18 protein-coding genes are annotated in these 19,502 nt (G+C 43.3%); all 18 read right to left on the reverse strand.

Going from position 1 to position 19,502, the window contains the following annotated elements; genetic code table 11:
• Nucleotides 1-13 precede the first annotated feature (13 nt).
• The gene (locus tag LC508_RS28755) at nucleotides 14-304 is read right to left on the reverse strand and encodes an HU family DNA-binding protein (RefSeq protein ID WP_033140114.1); all 291 of its coding nucleotides are present in this window, start codon (nucleotides 302-304) and stop codon (nucleotides 14-16) included.
• A gap of 513 nt (nucleotides 305-817) precedes the next feature.
• Nucleotides 818-1,657, reverse strand: a complete 840-nt coding sequence (locus LC508_RS18000) for a tyrosine-type recombinase/integrase (protein ID WP_033140115.1) — start codon at nucleotides 1,655-1,657, stop codon at nucleotides 818-820.
• A gap of 188 nt (nucleotides 1,658-1,845) precedes the next feature.
• Nucleotides 1,846-4,209, reverse strand: coding sequence for an alpha-xylosidase (yicI, locus tag LC508_RS18005; RefSeq protein WP_103731670.1), 2,364 nt, complete (start codon nucleotides 4,207-4,209; stop codon nucleotides 1,846-1,848).
• Nucleotides 4,206-6,635 (reverse strand): beta-glucosidase family protein, encoded by a 2,430-nt coding sequence (locus LC508_RS18010; protein ID WP_103731671.1) that lies wholly within the window; start codon nucleotides 6,633-6,635, stop codon nucleotides 4,206-4,208. Before LC508_RS18010 ends, yicI begins: the two co-directional genes overlap by 4 nt.
• 53 nt (nucleotides 6,636-6,688) lie before the next feature.
• Nucleotides 6,689-7,657: a sugar ABC transporter substrate-binding protein gene (locus tag LC508_RS18015; protein ID WP_103731672.1), complete on the reverse strand. Its 969-nt coding sequence runs from the start codon at nucleotides 7,655-7,657 to the stop codon at nucleotides 6,689-6,691.
• Nucleotides 7,658-7,681: 24 nt separating this feature from the next.
• Nucleotides 7,682-8,638: an ABC transporter permease gene (locus LC508_RS18020; RefSeq protein ID WP_118594085.1), complete on the reverse strand. Its 957-nt coding sequence runs from the start codon at nucleotides 8,636-8,638 to the stop codon at nucleotides 7,682-7,684.
• Nucleotides 8,628-10,127: a sugar ABC transporter ATP-binding protein gene (locus LC508_RS18025; RefSeq protein WP_052099161.1), complete on the reverse strand. Its 1,500-nt coding sequence runs from the start codon at nucleotides 10,125-10,127 to the stop codon at nucleotides 8,628-8,630. The genes LC508_RS18020 and LC508_RS18025 overlap by 11 nt, the downstream gene beginning before the upstream one ends.
• Before the next feature lie 264 nt (nucleotides 10,128-10,391).
• The gene (locus tag LC508_RS18030) at nucleotides 10,392-11,411 is read right to left on the reverse strand and encodes a LacI family DNA-binding transcriptional regulator (protein ID WP_033140119.1); all 1,020 of its coding nucleotides are present in this window, start codon (nucleotides 11,409-11,411) and stop codon (nucleotides 10,392-10,394) included.
• Nucleotides 11,412-11,669: 258 nt separating this feature from the next.
• On the reverse strand, nucleotides 11,670-12,119 hold the full coding sequence (locus tag LC508_RS18035; RefSeq protein ID WP_052099111.1) for a GyrI-like domain-containing protein: 450 nt from the start codon (nucleotides 12,117-12,119) through the stop codon (nucleotides 11,670-11,672).
• Between the two features lie 394 nt (nucleotides 12,120-12,513).
• Nucleotides 12,514-12,939, reverse strand: a complete 426-nt coding sequence (locus tag LC508_RS18040) for a gamma-glutamylcyclotransferase family protein (protein WP_054351687.1) — start codon at nucleotides 12,937-12,939, stop codon at nucleotides 12,514-12,516.
• A complete protein-coding gene (gene pcp, locus LC508_RS18045; RefSeq protein WP_103731741.1) occupies nucleotides 12,939-13,580 on the reverse strand; it encodes a pyroglutamyl-peptidase I in 642 nt (213 codons plus the stop codon). Before pcp ends, LC508_RS18040 begins: the two co-directional genes overlap by 1 nt.
• Before the next feature lie 10 nt (nucleotides 13,581-13,590).
• Nucleotides 13,591-14,556, reverse strand: a complete 966-nt coding sequence (locus tag LC508_RS18050; protein ID WP_054351686.1) for a DUF979 domain-containing protein — start codon at nucleotides 14,554-14,556, stop codon at nucleotides 13,591-13,593.
• On the reverse strand, nucleotides 14,556-15,227 hold the full coding sequence (locus tag LC508_RS18055) for a DUF969 domain-containing protein (protein ID WP_054351685.1): 672 nt from the start codon (nucleotides 15,225-15,227) through the stop codon (nucleotides 14,556-14,558). Before LC508_RS18055 ends, LC508_RS18050 begins: the two co-directional genes overlap by 1 nt.
• A 230-nt stretch (nucleotides 15,228-15,457) precedes the next feature.
• A complete protein-coding gene (locus tag LC508_RS18060; protein ID WP_103731743.1) occupies nucleotides 15,458-15,922 on the reverse strand; it encodes an AraC family transcriptional regulator in 465 nt (154 codons plus the stop codon).
• A gap of 448 nt (nucleotides 15,923-16,370) precedes the next feature.
• Nucleotides 16,371-16,514 carry a hypothetical protein gene (locus LC508_RS18065; protein ID WP_225305207.1) on the reverse strand — a complete coding sequence of 48 codons (144 nt, stop codon included), beginning with the start codon at nucleotides 16,512-16,514 and terminating at the stop codon, nucleotides 16,371-16,373.
• Between the two features lie 175 nt (nucleotides 16,515-16,689).
• Nucleotides 16,690-17,799, reverse strand: a complete 1,110-nt coding sequence (locus tag LC508_RS18070; RefSeq protein WP_103731744.1) for an ABC transporter ATP-binding protein — start codon at nucleotides 17,797-17,799, stop codon at nucleotides 16,690-16,692.
• A gap of 19 nt (nucleotides 17,800-17,818) precedes the next feature.
• The gene (locus tag LC508_RS18075; RefSeq protein WP_408610635.1) at nucleotides 17,819-18,625 is read right to left on the reverse strand and encodes a carbohydrate ABC transporter permease; all 807 of its coding nucleotides are present in this window, start codon (nucleotides 18,623-18,625) and stop codon (nucleotides 17,819-17,821) included.
• Nucleotides 18,626-18,654: 29 nt separating this feature from the next.
• Nucleotides 18,655-19,485, reverse strand: coding sequence for a carbohydrate ABC transporter permease (locus LC508_RS18080; protein WP_244783644.1), 831 nt, complete (start codon nucleotides 19,483-19,485; stop codon nucleotides 18,655-18,657).
• Between the last annotated feature and the right edge of the window lie 17 nt (nucleotides 19,486-19,502).

Here is a 19,502-nt window from a genome sequence, read left to right on the forward strand (position 1 = left end):
ACAAATCTCCCATCTATAAAAGCGTCCCATCCTGAACACCTTTTTTCAGTCTTCTCTTTAGATTGGATCCCGCCTTAAAGATGACCACATACTTCGGCGCCTTTGGCGTCCGCGGAGACCCCGGCGGCAAAATCTGTTCTCGCCTCTTAACTAAAAAGACGCCGAAATCCTGGCCAAAATCGACGCTATGGCCTTTCTCAAACTCATTGCAGAGATAGCTGAGAAGGGCATTTGCAACAGAGGACACGGTTTCCCCATCCTGTCCAGTTGCCTCACAACAAAATTTTATGATGTCCTGTTGCACTCATCTCACCTCATTATAATTGAACAAAACAAAGCCCCGTCAGGTCTGGCAGGGAAAATGTACTCTCTTTCACCGGCTGCCATATGATTTACATTAAGGCCCTTAGCTTTGCGGATTCCATCTTTCGATGGGCTTGCATTTGAAATCTTCATATACAGTTTGGTTTCCTGCCTGCATTCCATACAGGCGAGGTACATAATTTACATTATGTAGTGAACTACAGCTGAAATCTTTGCAAAAGAAAAACGGCGAACAGGCATCATACTAAAAAAAGGCGCACGAAAGCACGCTCTCGGCTATTTTTTCTAAATTAGCATGGAGAGCGTACTTGTGCTGCCTTTATAAGAACTACTGCTATTTATTATGTTATTGGGAACATTTTGTCAGCGAAAATCGCTTGATTTTTATAGGTTTAGGTGATATAATGCGAGTTATATCATATATGTATTTCTAATACGGACAGCAAGTTCACTACATAATGTAAATTATGTGGTGTTTTTTTTGACTTTTCCGCTAAACTACAAGCCCCAGCCGCTCAATTTTACGTCGGTGTTCCATTCCTGTGGTCATGATATAGATTCGGGTAGTTTCGATATTACTGTGACCAAGGATGTCCGCTAGCTTAGCAATATCCTTTTCAATTCCATAAAAAGTCCTTGCAAAAAGCTTGCGTAAATTATGAGGGAAAACTTTACTGGCTTTTACGTTCGCCATCTGACATAGCTTTTTCATTTCAGCCCATATATTACTTCGATTCATGGGCTTTCCGCTTTTGGTACGGAAAATTACGCCGCTTTGTATGCCGTATTTATTTGTAAAGTCAAACAGCTTCTTTCTTAAGCTTCCCGGGACAAGAATGGTTCGTGTCTTTCCTTTGCAGGAAATCACAACCTCCCCCTGCTGTACTGCTTCCACGGTAAAATACTGAAGTTCGGATACCCGGATGCCGCTACTACAAATCGTTTGTAGCAGCAAGCAGAGCCGGGGGTTGTTCCGTGCGGCCTCTACCAACCTATAATATTCCGCCTTGGTCAGCTCCCGGTCCTCCGCAGAATAAATCCGGCGCTGTGTTTTCAAAGTTTTCACGCGGCACTCGGTGCATTTCAAAAAACCAAGTAGGTTATTGATAGATGCCAGCATGGAATTAATGCTGCGTACAGCATACCCCTTTTCAACAAGCCCCTGCTTATATTCCAATACCTTTTCTTTTGTGATAGACTGACCCTCCAAGAAAAGATAAAAAGCATGTGCATCACGGAAATACTTTTCCACTGTTGCTGAGCTCTTTTCTTCTTGAATCAAGTTTTCACGAAAACGTTCTATATCCATTTTGGATAATTCTCTCTTTCTCATAGCCATTACCTCCGTTGACCGTAATTGGATCTCCGCTTATATGTTCCACCATTATTTTATCCAATTTACATATTTAGCAGTCATAAAAATGACAGAGATACACGGAGGCTCAGACTTCTTTTGCATACAGATTTTAATGGGCAGATCAACAAATGAAAACAAGAAAATAACATTTGTATTCCTGTTTTTTATTTCCCCAGAATCACCTGCTCCCCTTCCGCTGCAACAACAGCGCTTCTCCTCTCCTTATCGTACTGCACCGTTCCTCCGCTTATGCTCCGGATTTCAGGAACATTGTTAAGTACATATGTTATCCTTTCATTTCTCCCACAACTAGACAGATATATCTTATCTTTATCCGCATATCCCCTCACATTCAGCACAATATTACCTTCTTTGTCGGGGATCCGGCATTCTGCTTTCTGTCCCTCCCGCAATTCATAGATACCGATCTGCACATTTTCAGTGAAAGAATACCCGGCTGTTTTTTCATTGCTCCCCATCGGGAGAAGCGAATTCTCGGCCACAAATAAAGGCAGAGAATGATAATCGTATATTTCCCGGTACCAGCGTCCTCCTTCTTTCCGTTCTCCGTTCAGAAGGTGCGTCCACACACCTTTCGGCAGATAATATTCCCCGATCCCCTCTTTATTAAAAATCGGAGCTACCAGAAGACGGTCTCCAAGCATATACTGCATATCGAGATATTTCACTGCAGGGTCATTTTCAAATTCCAGGATCATTGGCCGCATCACAGGAATTCCCGTTTTGTGTGACTCCACCGCCATACTGTAGATGTATGGCATCAGCTTCAATTTGAGTTTCGTAAACTCTCTGCACACTTCCACAGATTCTTCGTCGAACAACCATGGCACCCTGTAGCTCTTGGAGCCATGTAGTCTGCTGTGAGTGGAAAGAAGCCCGAATTGCAGCCATCTTTTGTATACATCGGCATCGGCTGCCCGTTCAAATCCACCGATATCATGGCTCCAGTAACTGAAGCCGGAGAGCATAAAGGAAAGGCCGCCTCTCAATGATTCTGCCATAGATTCATATGTGCCTGTACAGTCGCCTCCCCAGTGTACGGGGAATCTTTGACCGCCCACCGTCGCACTTCTGGCGAATAAAACTGCCTCCTTTTCTCCTTTTTCTCTCTTTAGCAATTCAAATACCGTCTGATTATACAATAATGTATAATAATTATGCATTCCCCATGCATCCGCTCCGTTTGCATAAGTCACATCAACAGGAATTCTTTCACCGAAATCTGATTTAAAACAATCGACTCCCATATCCAGCAGTTCTTTCAGTTTTTCCTGATACCAGATCACAGCCTCAGGGTTCGTAAAATCAATGACTGCCATTCCAGGCTGCCAGTTATCCACCTGCTTTACGCCCAAACCATCTGCGCGCATTAGAAAATACCCTTTTTTCAACCCTTCCCTGAAGAATACCGTTCCCTGTGCTACATAGGGATTAATCCATACGCATATTTTCAACCCTTTGTCTTTATACCGCTTTAGCATTCCCCTTACATCCGGAAATGTTTTCTCATTCCATTTAAAATCGCACCAGTGCAGGCCCCTCATCCAAAAGCAGTCGAAATGGAATACGTCAAACGGAAGATCCCGCGCTTTCATCCCCTCGATAAATGAGTTAACCGTTTTCTCATCATAATCCGTCGTGAAGGAAGAACTCAGCCAGAGTCCGAACGACCATGCCGGAGGAAGTGCCGGTTTGCCCGTCAGACTCGTATAGTGCTCAAGTACTTTTTTCATAGAGCTTCCGCCAATCACATAATAACGCATCTCCTCTCCTTTTACGGAGACGCCGACTGCTTCTACCTTTTCGCTCGCAACCTCAAAGGACACGTCTGTGCTGTGATCCACATAGATTCCGTAATTTTTATTCGTTATATAAAACGGAATATTTTTGTAACTAATCTGCGAAGAGGTTCCCCCATCCTCGTTCCAGCAGTCTACAGTCTGACCGTTTTTTACAAATGCGGTAAACCTTTCACCAAGACCATAGACACATTCTCCTGCTGCCAGCGAAAACTCTGAGACAATGTAAGGATTGTAGTCCTCAGCAAGATAATTCGTCTCCGGATACTTGGTTGAATTTTTTCTGTCATGTCTCATGTATCCCACATTTTTAAACCCACATGATGTCATATCTTTCCCGCTTCTTTTATAGCTGATATAGAACTCTTTGAGCCCCACATGTACACTCACATTCCCTGCTGACATCACCGCCTCATCCTCGCTGATGTCTACATTTACGATACATTTTTCCCTATTCAGCATAAACCGGGGTTCTCTCTTTTCGTATCCTTCAAAATGAAAACATCTTACCGAAATAATATCCTCATCTGCTGAGGTAAACTCAAACGTCAGCGTTCCGACGTCCAATGCGCACGCGCGATTGCAGATGGTCCGGAACGGAGCAGTCACCCTCATGCCGTTTTCTATTTCTTCCACTTCGTACGCCTGTACCGCGTAACATGCGTGAGCGGCCTCGCTCTTTTCCCAGAATCCCTCTGTAAATTTCATGGCTTACTCCTCCTGCTAATGTTCTGTACTACTTCCGCCTTTGCATAAAATCCTCTCGTTCTACCGTCGATTACTGCACTGTCAGATACTTGCAGCTGCTCCTGAAGACGGATATCCCTGCAGGACGCTCCAAGCGAAATGATATAATTCCCCTTTTCCACGAACCATTGCATGTCACGGTCCAGGAAGGCAAACTGAGACACCTTCATCTCAAACCGCACTTTCTTTTCTTCTCCCTTTTTCAATTCCACTCTCGCGAATCCGGCCAGTTCCATTGTCGGACGCACCATCTGCGATACGGCATCTGTAAAATACATCTGGACAACTTCTGTTCCGTCAAAGTCACCTGTATTTTTAATCAGTGCTTCCACCTTGATGACAGACGACGCACTAACGACCTTTTCCTCGATCTTCATATCAGAATACTCAAAAGAAGTATAGCTCAACCCATGTCCGAAATAATAGAGAGGCTCTGCCGTATCATTGATATATCCGTTTTTATTCCGAATCATTCCGGTATGCCCAGCTGCAACATAGCCGCTTCCTCTCGGAAGGCCATAGTAAATCGGAAGCTGTCCTGCATTTCTTGCCACAGTGACGGGAAGACGCCCGGACGGATTCACCTCACCGAAGAGCAATCTGCACAGAGCGCTGCTTCCCATTTCTCCCGGCTGCCATACTTCCACGATAGCATTGAAATGTGACGCGGTAAACTCGTTTGACAGGGGACGTCCGTCATAATGAAGTACGACTGTTTTCTTATGTAATCCGTAAATTTTTCTTGCAAATTCTTCCTGTGCCCCCGGCAGATCAATGTCTGTAGCATCCACGCCCTCCCCAACCGTAGAAGTGCTTCCCCAGCCGTTTTTACCTCCGAGCGTCAGCAAGACTACATCGGCATCGGCCGCAGCACGCACTGCCTCTTCCATTCCGCCAAGTTCAGTTCCCGCACAGTTTATCCCCTTTGCAAACACCACCTCTGTGTTAGGAAGATATTCTTTTAATTTCTGATAAAGTGTTTTTGCTTTCGGAAAATCTTTCTGTATCTGCTTATTTACCCTGGGTGAGGTATCACGAACCTGTCCTATATATTCCTGATCAATATCATAGATAATGACTCCCGGTTCCTCAAAGTCCTGCCCGTCTTCCTCTCTCGACATCGTCATATCGATTACTGCAGGATAAGAAAATGTCCCGAACAAACTTCGGATGTTGTCCGCATGAGGACCAACTACCGCAAGTTTATTTATCTGTTTTGACAGTGGAAGAACATTGTTCTCATTTTTCAATAAAATAAAACTCTCCTCCGCTATCTTCTCATTCAGCCGCTCTGTTTCTTCTAAATGTAATGTCTTTTTTAGTTTTCTTAAGTCCGGATAAGGGTTTTCAAAAATACCCATTTCAAATTTCAGTCTCAGAACTCTCTCCACCGCCTGATCGATCACAGATATGCTCAGCCGGCCGTCATTTACCGCTTCTTTCATGCGGTAATGGAACCCTTTCGGTCTCGGGTACTCTACATCCAGCCCGGCCTCAATTGCCTGAATTCCGGCCTCTTCAAATGTGGCGGCTACTGAAAATGGGTCTACCAGACGGTCCAGGGAGAGATAGTCGGAGACAACAAATCCACGGAAACCAAGCGCATTTCTCAGTATTTCTGTGAGCATCTTTTTCGATCCCACAACCGGTTCCCCATTGATGGAACAATATGAATTCATAACACTCTTCAAATTGGCTTCCGTTATTGCACACTGGAAAGGTTTGCAGTGAATTTCCAGAAGATCTCTCTCCGAAACAAGATTGCGTCCCATATTGATTCCACCCTCTGTGACTCCATGTCCCGCAAAATGTTTCGCTGTTGCCAAAATACCTTTTTTCATATCCTCTGACTGAATCCCTCTGACAAAGGCGCTCGACATCGCCGATACAAGAGCTGCATCTTCTCCGTATGTCTCTGTCATTCTTCCCCACCTCGGATCCCTGTCCACGTCCATCACAGGAGAGAGTGCCTGCCGAAATCCCACATACAACATCTGGCGGCGTATGATGTCCGCCATCTGCTCCACAATCGCCGGGTCAAACGTAGACGCCTGAGCGATTGCACTAGGAAATACATCGGCCTCCGTATACTGTGCCCCTGCACACGCTTCACAATGAATCAGTGCCGGAATTCCGAGCCTTGTCTCATTTACCAGATATCTCTGTAATTTGTCCGCGTACTTCACAATTTCTTCTACACTGTCTGCCACAGTGAATGCGCCAACATTCCCAATACCGTTTGGTACATATTCCTTAAAATCAGGAATCTCCTCCGTGATTGTCACAAGACATGTAATCTGATCGATTTTCTCCTCAAATGTCATTCTCTGCATCAGGTCCTTAAGCCTTTCCTCCACCGGAAGGCTGCTGTCTTTGTAATTCGCCATCTCCTTTTACCTTCTTTCTTGTGCTGTCTTTCTGAATGGACTGCTTTATCGGATCATTTCAGATACTCGTCCACATTTTCTGCTGTGACGATTTTAAACGGAATGCTGACATCCTCGATATCTGCCGGGTCTTTCCCATTTTTCAGGTCCTCGAAAATCTGAACGCCTGCTTCTGCCTGTGCTTTTGCATCCTGCAGAGAAGTCATCGTCATTTCTCCGTTTTTAATAGATTCCAGTGCGTCATCACTTCCGTCCACACCGAGCACCTGAATGCTGTCCAGTTTTCCCGCCGATTTCAATGCCTCAACAACTCCCAGTGCCGCATCGTCATTCTGGCATACGATTGCGTCAAAACTGTCATATGACAACAGACAGTCATCCGCCGTACTCATCCCGAGATCTTTTGCATTTTCCACGTTATATTCACCTAAAATTGTAATATTACTGTCTTTCAACGCATCTGCCAGACCCTGTTTACGGTCAATATACTGCTGGTCGTTCGGTGCTCCTGTGAAGTATAAGATAGATGCTCCTTCCGGAAATGCCTCCCGAAGATATTCACCCTGTGCTTTTCCCGCATCATAGTTCGGAGAACCAACATAAATATATCCGTCATAATCATCCCCGCCCGATACCGTAGTCAAAAATGAAATGTAAGGAAGTCCTGCGCTTTTCGCCGCCTCAAGCGCCGGTATAGATCCGTCCAGATCGTTGCTGATAGCTGACACTACATTTACGTTCTGTACAATAAAATCATCAATCTGTCCGTTCTGTACATTTGTATCTCCCCCTGCATCTGTGACTGTAATATCAATTCCTTTCGCCTCTGCCATCTCTTTTAAATACGTTCTGAATTTTGCACAATAATTGTACGTATCACTGTTGTTTGCAAATCCCACTAAGTACTCTTCACTTTTCTTTCCTGTATCGCCCGTATCACCTGCCTTGTCCGTTCCGCATCCTGTCATTACCGTCATACATGCCATAATTCCCGCCACCATCACTGCTAATTTTTTCTTCATTGTTTTTTCCTCCTTAATTTTTATTTATTTACTTTTTTTATTTTCTTTTGTCTTAATATCAATGATCACTGCCACCGCAATTAACAAACCCTTCACAATCAACTGGTACTGGGTAGATACATGCAGCAGATTCAGTATGTTGTTGATCAATCCTACGATGATCGAACCGATTAAGGCTCCTGTTACCGTTCCGATTCCTCCTAAAAAGCTAGTCCCGCCCACAATCACCGCAGTAATGGCATCAAACTCATACCCTTCTCCCACAGAAGGCATTCCCGCCATCAAACGCGACATCAGCACTACACCTGCCAGTCCTGTCAGCGCACCGCTCAGTGTAAATATCAGCCGCTTTATGCGCTTCGTATTAATGCCCGAGGCAATTGCCGCCTTCTCACATCCTCCGATAGCATAAATATAAGTTCCGAATGTTGTCTTTTTCATCAATATCGCTATGGCTACTACCATAACAAGCGTAATGATAACCGGAACCGGTATTCCAAGAACTGCACCATATCCCAGAGGTCTAGCTTTCTGCACGCCGCCGATTGTCTGCCCGTTTGTATAAATCTGAACAATTCCCTGAAGTACATAGGTCATTGCCAGAGTCGCAATAAATGGCTGTAGCTTATAGTGGGTAATTAAAAATCCGTTCACCCAGCCGCAAAGACATCCGATTGCGATACCCGCCAGTATCGCCAGCGGCAGATTTCCCGTTCCTGCAAGGATTCCCGCCGAAATACACGCTGATGTTGTACACAAAAATCCCGCTGACAAGTCAATCATTCCTGATACGATCAACATCGTCTCGCCACAGGCAATAATGGTAACCACAGAAATCTGTTTTAATATGTTAATCAAATTCTGGGGTTTTAAAAAGTTATGATTAATGACTGCCGATGCAATAAATAAAAAAATCATGATAAGTACGATTCCGTATTTTCTGTATATCTCTCCCGATGATAATCTCGTTTTATTTTTCATCTTTCGCCTCCACAATTATTTTCATAATTTTATCCTGAACCAGATCCTCACGCTCTAAAATTTTCAACAATTTCCCGTCACCGACCACTCCTACTCTATGGCTCATGGAAAGCACCTCCGGCATATCAGAAGAGATGAGAATAATTGCCATGCCCTGCCTCGCAAACTCTGTAATGAGGGAATAGATTTCTTCCTTTGCACCTACATCAATTCCTCTTGTCGGCTCATCTAAAATAAGAAGCTTAATATCCCGCACAAGCCATTTTGCCAATACTACCTTCTGCTGGTTTCCGCCGCTTAGATTCTCTGCCAGTGTACTCATACCCGGTGCTTTCACTGAAAGTTCGGAACAAATAGCATTTCCCTTTTTCTTTACCTGCTTCACATTCCAGAAACCTAGTCTCGCAAATAAATCCCCATTCGGAAGTTTGATATTGTCTTCTATCGGTCTCACACCCACAAATCCGTAAGTCCTTCTGTCCTCCGTCACCATTGCAATCCCATGCCGTATTGCATTTTTGACAGAGCGTATCTTCACCTCTTTTCCCTCCATCAGGATCTCTCCCTTTTCCAGATGATCCAATCCGAATATTGTCTGAACAATCTCACTTCTCCCTGCGCCTACCATACCTGCAAGGCCGAAAATCTCTCCTTCATGAACCCGGAACGAAATGTCTCGAAACACCCCTTCATTCGTCAAATTCTTCACTTCAAGCACAACTCGATCCTGATGTTCTGAAATTGGCGGATAGATATCTTCGATATCCCTCCCGACCATCATAGATATAAGCTGCTCTTCCGTAGTGTTTTTTATTTCCCCCGATGCAATCCACTTTCCGTCGCGCAAAACCGTATATTCATCGCAGAGTGCGAACACTTCTTCCAGCCTGTGAGAGATAAAAACGAATGCAATCCCAGTCTCTTTCAGTTTGCATACTGTCTTAAAAAGAATGCCAGTCTCCGCACTTGTCAGAGATGATGTCGGTTCATCCATAATAATGACTTTACTGTTTCTCGAAATTGCTTTCAGAATTTCAATCATCTGACACTGAGCCACATTCAGATTTCCCATTTTTTCATCGGGCTCATAATCCAGATTCATTATTTTTAATAATTCCTTTGTTTGCTTCTTTCTCTCCTTTTTGTTCAAAAATAATTTTCCTTTTTTCTGTTCTCTCCCTAAAAACAAGTTCTCTGATATCGTCAGCTCAGGTACATAGTTCAATTCCTGTGCGACAATAGAAATTCCATGTGCATAGGCATCCTTCTCTGACTTCATATGAATCTCTTTTCCTTCACAAAAAACTGTTCCGCCATAACCGGTATATGTTCCCGACAATATCTTCATCAGTGTTGACTTGCCGGCTCCGTTTTCACCGACCAGTGCATGAACTGTGGAAGAACGTATCTTCATATTGACCTGATCCAATGCAACTACACCCGGAAACTCTTTGCGTATGTTTTTTAGTTCCACAATTGTACGCCTCACCAAAATGTTCCCTCCTTTTTTGTCTAAACGTTTTAACAATTAGTTTTTTTAACTCTTTGTTTTATGTTGATATTATATCATATTCATTGTATTTCTTCAATAAATAAGGCTTATTTTTGTTTATTTTGTATAATATTACTCGTCAAAACGTTTCAACACTTGTATTTAAACGTTTCAACACTGTTAATAATAAACAGGCATAAATGGTATTATTTTACATACTAAAAGAGCCGGTTCATGCACCGGCTCTTTTATAAAACCATTTTAAATTTTCCTTGTACTGCCCCGAAGTAAAAGTTGTGGTTTATACTCCCTCACGTTCCTTCCCTTTTTTTCTGTGCACTCGATCAGCTCCATAGTGCGTTCTCCTATATACTTCCCTATTTCTTCCACCGGAATACCTATTGTTGTCAGTGGCACCTGCATCACATCCGCGAACGGAACATTATCGAAACCGACCACAGAGACTTCCTCTGGGATGCTGACCCCGTACATTCTCGCCGCACGATAAATACCAAATGCCATCTCGTCATTCATAGAGAAAATAGCCGTCACCTTTTTTCCCATAATATAGGAAAATAACATGTATCCGCTATTCATGGTATAATCCCCATAGACAACCAGTTTTTCATCATAAGAAATCCCAGCTTCCTGAAGAGCCATTTTATATCCTTCCAAACGCTCCTGTGTCACCTGATAATTCTTTTTCCCCGCCACACAGCCAATCCTTCTGTGTCCGTAATCTATGAGATGCTTGGTTGCAATATATCCGCCCTGACGGTAATCAAACACTACATCTGTCCCCTCACATGCAAATCCATAATTATCCATAGTCATTACCGGTACATCTAACTGCAAAATGGCATCATTCAATTTCTTTTTTTCTTCATTCGTATATTTCTCAAGCGATTTCGCCCAGATCAAGGCACTGATATTTCCCGCACCCACGTTCCGAAGTAGATCACACTCCACGGCTCCATCATCTTCTATAATATGGCAGACAAGAGAGTAGCCTCTTTTTTCAACCACATTGTTAATCTCCATGAAAAGCGATGAAATATGGGTATTCCGCAAATCATTAAAGACAATCCCTATCAGCTTACTCTTTTTATTTACAAGGCTTACTGCTGCATTATTCGGCTGATAATTATACTTTCTTGCAACTTCTATTACTTTTGCTTTTGTCTTCTCCGACACCCTCGTTTTCTTTGAAGAGAGTGCCATAGACACCGTTGCCACCGAGACACCACACTCGCGAGCAATATCTTTTATCGTCACCTGCATCACCGTTCCTCCGATATATCTTCCACTCTGTTTCTATCTGTGTTTTTTGTCTATTTTACTATTGTAAAGCAAATCATAATGTCTGACAAGGAATTCCCCCGTACTTTCTTGTCTGGATCTCAAATTCATTTGCTTCTGCCGTCCTTCCCTCCCACTAATTTCCTCTGCAGTCCAATCAAATGGAGCATTATCTCCTGCTTAGGTGATAATGCTCCATTTTTTAAGGCTATCTAATTCCCGACAGCTTCATTCTCCTTTCTAATATTTCACGGGTATCCAGACTTCTACTTCCCCCAAATCTTCTGCTTCATTCCACAAAACATACTTTTCGATGGTGGGCAGCCCACATTTGTCATACTGGCTCTGGGGAAGGAATTCCTGATTGATCTGCTGCCAGAGATTTCCCAGAACATTGTCTGAGATTTTTCCCTTGGCCTGAAAGATCAGCCACGTTGCCGGAGGATATTCATATGTCACAAATCCTTCTACCTCCGGCCCGTCCCAGAGAACGGCACACATATAATCATTACTGCCATCCTCCTGAAATCCGAAGCACAATCCCAAATCAAAAAAACTACCACTGATAGCTTTCATTTTTTCATTGGTTCCATCACTCTTAACCACTGCCCAGGTACCTCCTCCATACGGAGTTGTCATTCTTATTCCCAATACCTGAAAAGCCCCTTTTTCTTCAACTACATACTTCATAATCTCTACTCCTTTCACTGTATTTTAAGATTTAAGCCTGCAGTAAAATACTAGCAGAACAGCTTTTTGTCTTACATCTGATGCGTTGCATCCACTGCATTCTCCTGCCTGCCTTATGCTTAGTATAAGGCTTTCACAGCCTGTCTGCCCGATATATTCCCCACAGAAAATATCGGCACAAAACATATCTCTGGCTTTTTCATCCACTGAAGATTTCGGACAGATGTCAAGAGGTGATTTTAAAAAGTTTATAGGGTGCTAATGACACCCTCGACATAACCTGGCGTCATCTGAACTTCTTCCAATATAAGACATACATTCATATCGGAACGTCTAAAATCAGTGACGGTGAATTGCAAACAGAAATTAATTGATACTACCACAGACAGATTACTCATCTTTCATCCGTTTTTATTATCCCAAGATATTTCACATAGTCGTTACATGAAATCACGTCCCCAACCAATTTCCGGTTCTCCGAATTTCTCAGATTATAGAAATATACTGGCAAATGATCGATTTCTTCGCCCAGGTCATCATATATGGTACAAAACACTTTGTCGTATTCATTTTCTATTCTGCCCTCACCGAAGAAGCCTTCCATCAAATCTACTTCATTCTGGACATCATCCGGCACCTCATGAATCTCACCCAGAACCATCTCATCTCCTATCGTCAGAGCAGGATACGCTTTACCCCTGATAGCATGGAGCGAGCCTTTCACATAAGCATAGCGCCGGAATGTATCATGAGCTTTATAATAGTACTCATAATTATACATACCCACACGAAGTGTCCCATATACAAACACTCTTCTCATCAGTGTGTTGCACCGCCCATCACCTTAATATCCGTAGGTGTGTCTACAATTGCCTCAATTGCGGCTTCAATACCCTCCACCAGTACATCCTGTGACATGGACGGCATATTCTTTTTATCTATTACCTGCTGGGGCAGGAATGGAATATGGATAAAACCACTGCGCTTTCCAGGATATTTGGCTGCCAGCATATGACAGACCCCGTATGTCACATGGTTGCAGACAAAGGTACCCGCCGTATTGGATATGGATGCGGGAATTCCTCTGCTCTGAATCCGCTGAACCATGACCTTGATCGGAATGGTTACAAAATAAGCAGCCGGACCATCCGGATAAACAGGCTCGTCAATAATCTGATTTCCCTCATTGTCAGGAATACGGCAGTCATCCACATTGATACCTACCCGCTCTATGGTTATATCTGGTCTCCCGCCTGCCTGTCCGATAGACAAAACTACATCCGGGTCATATTTGACCACAGCCTCCTCGATTACCCGGAGGGACTTATGGCACACAGTGGGTATCTCCAGCTTGATAATCTCCGCCCCCGAGATATTATCTCTCAGTCTTTTTACCGTCTCAATGGCCGGATTTACCAGCTCTCCCCCGAAGGGATCAAATCCTGTCACTAATATTTTCATTTCTTTCTCCTTATCTGAATCCAATTATAAGCATAAGAATAATGTGAACTGCTATCATCATTAATGCCATAGGAACCTGCGCCTTAATAACAGACCACTTGGGATCCTTTGTCTCAAGTACCGCACAGGGAACAATATTAAAATTCGCCGCCATAGGTGTCATCAGCGTTCCGCAGTAACCTGCTGTCATACCAAGTGCACCGATTACCGCAGGATTCCCGCCCTGCATAATAACGAAGGGAACACCGATTCCTGCTGTAATAACAGTAAACGCGGCAAATGCATTTCCCATGATCATAGTGAAAATGACCATACCAAAAACATAGATTATAACTCCTATTACGATATTTCCTTTTGGAACAACCGAGGAAATCATATTAGAAATAACTTCACCCACACCAGCCTCTGAAAATACACTTCCCAGTGCGCCCAGCAGCTGAGGCAGCAAGCAGGCGGCTCCAACCTGCATAAGCAGACGTGAAGTATCTTCTCTTGTCTCGCTTATCTTTGGTTTACAAATGACAAATGCCAAAATCAAGGCAAGTACACAGGCTACACCTGTCATAATTGCTCCATTCAGCGCCGTAGGAGTGGCAACTCCCTCTGCATTCACAGCATCATATTTCACAAAGGATAAAACCAGAGCAATAACACCAACGGTGACTGCCGGAATAAATATTTTCGTTCCAATTCTCTCGCTGGCCGCCTGCTTGGACTGAGCGGCAGCTTCCGCGAACTTGCCCATTTTTACCTGTTTTGTGAGAGTAAGGCAGCCCATAACCAACAGCATTGAGCCGGTAACCACAGGAGGAATAACTTTACCCAGCATGAAGATCAGCCCTGTCAGGGTCCAGAAAATAATTGTTCCGATTTTTGCCTCTTCGTTCTTTCTTGCACGGAAAGCGGTATCAAAACATACCAGTCCGCAGAGAACATAGAAAAATTCCGGAAAATAAACACCTAAAAAATCTGTCATTATTTCTTTCCTCCCTTCACCTGTCTGTCAAACAGGAATACCTGTACCATCGTCAGGATGATCGAGATAATCATAACGGAAATAGAAGCTGATGCAATACTGGATAGTGTAACATCATATCCAGCCACGGCAAGCCCGGACTGAATCAGCACGACACCAGACGCTGCCGGAAAACAGTTCTGCGCGAAGAAGTTCCCATAGTTCTCAGATGCGGCTGAAAGACCTTTTACTTTCTCATCTTCCTTTTCTGTCAGCCTGCATCCCTTGGATGCTTCTGCAGCTGCAGCGGTCATCGGCAGGATCAGAGGACGAATAAACTGAACATGTCCGCCAATTCGGATATTCATTGCAGATGCTAAAGAACGAATCACAATCCACAGTGACAAAACCTTTCCTGCGGATGCATCCTTAATCTTTCCAATCAAATAAGCCGCCCTCTCCTTCATACCAAAACGCTCGATGATTGCAATTACCGGGAACATAATAAGAAAAATAGACATCAGTCTATTGTTTACAAAAGATGTACCTATGATCTCCAGAATATAAAAAAAGTCAAGGCCTGATACAATACCAGTCACAATACCTGCCACAAGTACTACAGCTAGAACATCCAGTTTCAGTGCAAAGCCTAAAACAATAATCGCTACACCAATTAATTTAACTATTTCCATATCTTTCCCCTTTCATTGCATACCTCTTCTTTTCATCATAAAATTTCTTACCTTCCACTACCGTTTCACTATTATATCTTTTGACTTCTTTATCCGTAACTTCTTCCATCATAATTTCATGGTATATTTGCCCCACTCAAGTTTAGGTTTGCATTTTGTCAGAGGAACATTCTACCCATGCATTCCTTTGGGTTTGCAGGAAAACGGCAGTAATTTAGAAGTTCTTCTGTTTACAAAATTGGAACACAAATCTCGCAAAGGTGTTGCTCCACTAAAGTTCTTGCGTAACGTTCCATAGTGGGTCTGGACTCATCTAGCTGATAACCGATTCTTTTTATTTCTGCAAAGCACTCATCCCATGCTGATTCAACCGCAACGGCAGTATGTTCAATTAAAAATACTATGAATTTACCCCCTTCGATTTTTTTGCTTGTCACCTCCCCTATATGTGTATTTTGATCAGACGGATATATTGTGCAAACATCATATCTGCATTTATTAGCTTCTGTTGTAATGGGATTATCTAGGGGAATGGCAAATATTATATTATGAGCAGTATAGAGATCATGTTCTTTCAACCAGCTTTTGAATTTCTCCATCAAAATGCGATTACTTTCTCCGTATGCGCCCACTCGCCGCATATAAATAACTTCATATGATTCTATTTCCTCTTCTCTTGAACTGATATAAAACATTAATTTAATCCTCCAATACTTTTAGTACATCAAAATCCAAAACATATGGTAAGCCCAATAAAAATAATTTTCAAGAACTTAATTAAATAGATAAATTATAAAGTGAAGATAACGGAATATTGCATTATTACCAGAGAATGATATGAACAATACATGCCTTTGGGTAATGTAAGTTGACAAATGTCGTAGGTTGTCCCGGTTATGAAACCTTTGGCGAAGATACGCCAAACAATGGTGGTAGCTTACTCGTTTACAATCCGGTTACCCCGCTTCCCTCTGCTGCACGATGGCAAAAGAAAATAATCCATTGAATTACAGTCGCAATATTACAACATTTTAAAATGGCGGCTTAATCTCAAAGCTGCTGTCTTTATGATTTTCTGCACATTACTGTTTTCAATCGTTACGGCTGTAATTAAGAGAATTTCAACGTGCTACTCCTAAAACGTCAATTTAGTATATCAAAAAAATCATAGCCAATCGCAAATCCAGCTGAGCGGCCCTTTGGGGCTTCTTTTTCTATCCCTTCATGCACATAGACCAGTTTGGTGATCAGACAATTATCCTTCTTCCCGGAGCTGTAATGAGGCATGATATTCATCCGCCTCTATACAGGTATTCAACTTCCTTTTTCTTGTCAAACCAGATCCATCATCCATTCAGATGCTAATCCCTGCTTAGATTCGGTTGGTCGGCCGGTTCATCAGTCCGTTTTTCTTCACATAAAAAGTTTTTTATTAGCTCCTGCTATTTTCGAGACTCTAACATCACAAACGTAATGCATGCCCCCTCTCTCCATTAAAAATATGTATCTTTTCCTGCTTCAGGCGAATGTATATCTCATGTCCAATTTGACCAGAAAAATCAGCATTTGTCATTATCGTAAGATTCGGTATGCCGGACGCAACAAGAAAAACAGCCACTTCACGCCCTGTATTCTCCAACAAACTGATTTCCATCCGGATGGCGCCAGGTTCATTCTTTGAAGCAAGCTCAATGTGTTCCGGACGGATACCAGCCTTAAGAGGCTCTTGTAATTGCTCCCCAGGCAAACCACTTATGTCTATAGGAATACGAGCTTCACCCAGAGTCAAAAATTGCTGCGCATTATATGACACAATCCTTGTATCCCATATATTCATATTGGGAGAGCCTATAAATCCGGCAACGAAAAGGTTAGCCGGATTTTGATATATCTCCTGTGGCGTTCCAAACTGCTGTAAAACGCCGCAATTCATTACAGCAATACGTGTCCCCATTGTCATAGCTTCGATCTGGTCATGTGTAACATATATTGTTGTTACACCCAATTCCCGCTGTAGCGCTATAATCTCCCGGCGCATCTCTGTGCGGAGTTTCGCATCCAGATTTGCCAGCGGTTCATCCATCAAAAAAAGCTTAGGCCTTCTCACCAATGACCGCGCAAGTGCCACACGCTGACGCTGCCCCCCTGAGAGTGCACCGGGCTTCCGTTCCAACAGAGTGTCCAATTCCAGCTTTTTTGCCACCTCAGCTACCCGTGCCGCTGCCTCCTGCTTTTTGGTATGGCGCATTTTAAGGGGGAACGCAATATTATTTTTTACCTTCATGTTCGGATAGAGGGCATAATTCTGAAATACCATAGCAATGTCACGGTTCTTAGGTGGTACTTTATTAACTACCCTGCCATCCATAATGATCTCGCCGCTGCTGATGCCCTCAAGTCCCGCAATCATACGAAGCAGTGTAGTCTTTCCACAGCCGGAAGGCCCCACGAAAACAATAAATTCACCCTGTTCTATTTCCATATCCATATTGATAACGGCGTGTACATTGCCTGGATACCACTTATTTACTTTGTGTATTTGCAGGCCGCCTGCCCGAACTTCATTTTCCATAAACAGCTCCTTTTATATTTTAGTCCTTCATTCCAGAAGATATAATGCCTTGTTCAAGATATTTCTGCCCGAACATAAATATCAAAAGCGGTGGCATAAGTGTAATCAGTGATGCGATCAGCGATACTCCCGCATTGTCCGCGGTGATATTCGCCATATACAGAGACAGCGGCCAAAGTGTCTGATCCTTTAAGAATGCCTGAGGTGCCTCCATTGCGTTCCAGTACTCCAGAAATCCCAACACAACAGCGGAGAGGATACCCGGTGCGCCGAGAGGTATACCCAATCTCAAAAATGTCTGGATGGGGGAAGCACCATCCACAGCTGCTGCCTCAGTAACCGCCCCTGGTATCGTCATAAAAAATCGGGTCATGATGAATACCGGAAGAGTTGATGCGGCACCGGGCAGAATAATGGCCCATGCAGTATCAATAAGACCTAACTTATTCAAAACCAGATAACTGGAAACCATAGTCACTTGAAAAGGCATCAGCATAAGGACTATATATAAGGTGTATAGCACTTTTTTTCCGCGAAAGTCAAAACGTGCAAATGCCCATGCCGCAGGAGCGCCCAAAACAATATGGCCCAATATAATGGGAAAGACCTGTTTGCAGGAATTCCAGAATACATTAAAAAATTGAGGTGTATCAAACAACAGCTCCGCATAAGCCTGGAAGGTCGGGTAGAATGCAAAAATCGGCCATGCAGCGAAGCCATCACCACTTTCTAAAACCGGGGCAAGGTTCTCGGACAACTCCCCAGGTCCCATAAGTGTACCGGATGAAAGCATCCACAGCGGTACCCATACAAAAGCAGCGATCATAAAAAGAAAGAGACAGATAAAAATTTTTTTCAAGAGCCGTCACCCCCACTCATGATCTTCTGCAACAACATAATCAAAGTAAATACGATAAATGCCATCATCACAGCCCCAGCACACATTTTATCCACGTCCAAGCTGCTGTACCAGTTATTAAACAAATGCTGAAGCATATAAATGCTATTATCGGGATAGCTGCCTGCAATGAGATAAGCTTCCCTGAATACCTTGAACGAATTGAGCAGGGACAGCACTGTGACTGTGAACAATGTCGGCAACAGATTGGGCAGCGTTATCTTTATAAGCCGTTTTATGCTGCCCGCACCGTCTATTTGTGCCGCCTCATACAGCGCCGGATTGATAGCACTGATCCCTGAGAGCCATAGCACCATGTCATACCCAAAGTTCTTCCATATATACGCAAACACCAAAACTGCAAATGCAGCTCCGCTTCCAATCCAATCTATGGAAGTTACATCCAGTAAAGACAGGAGCCCATTGATTAATCCGTTTCTATGGAAAATCACCCTCCACAGCAGAACAATTGAGGCCACTGGTATTGCCATTGGCATTAAAAACGTTGTTTTGAAAATCCCATGCTTTTCCTGAAATGTAGTAAGCATCAATGCAACAACCAACGATATGATAAGCAATAGTGGTATGCAAACGAATATAAACTTTGCAGTATTGGACGCTGCCAATTGGAATGCACTATTACCCAGCACAGATATGTAGTTTTGGAATCCAACAAACTGATTGCTTACAGCGGAGAAAAAAGAACGCCGCAGTGCATCCACAAGCGGAATTAGTACCATTACACTCACAGCAAACAAACTCGGTGTCAAAAACAACCACGGTACGATACGTTCTTTTAGCGGGG

It is taken from the genome of Blautia parvula (assembly GCF_020215665.1).
GTDB lineage: Bacteria > Bacillota > Clostridia > Lachnospirales > Lachnospiraceae > Blautia > Blautia celeris.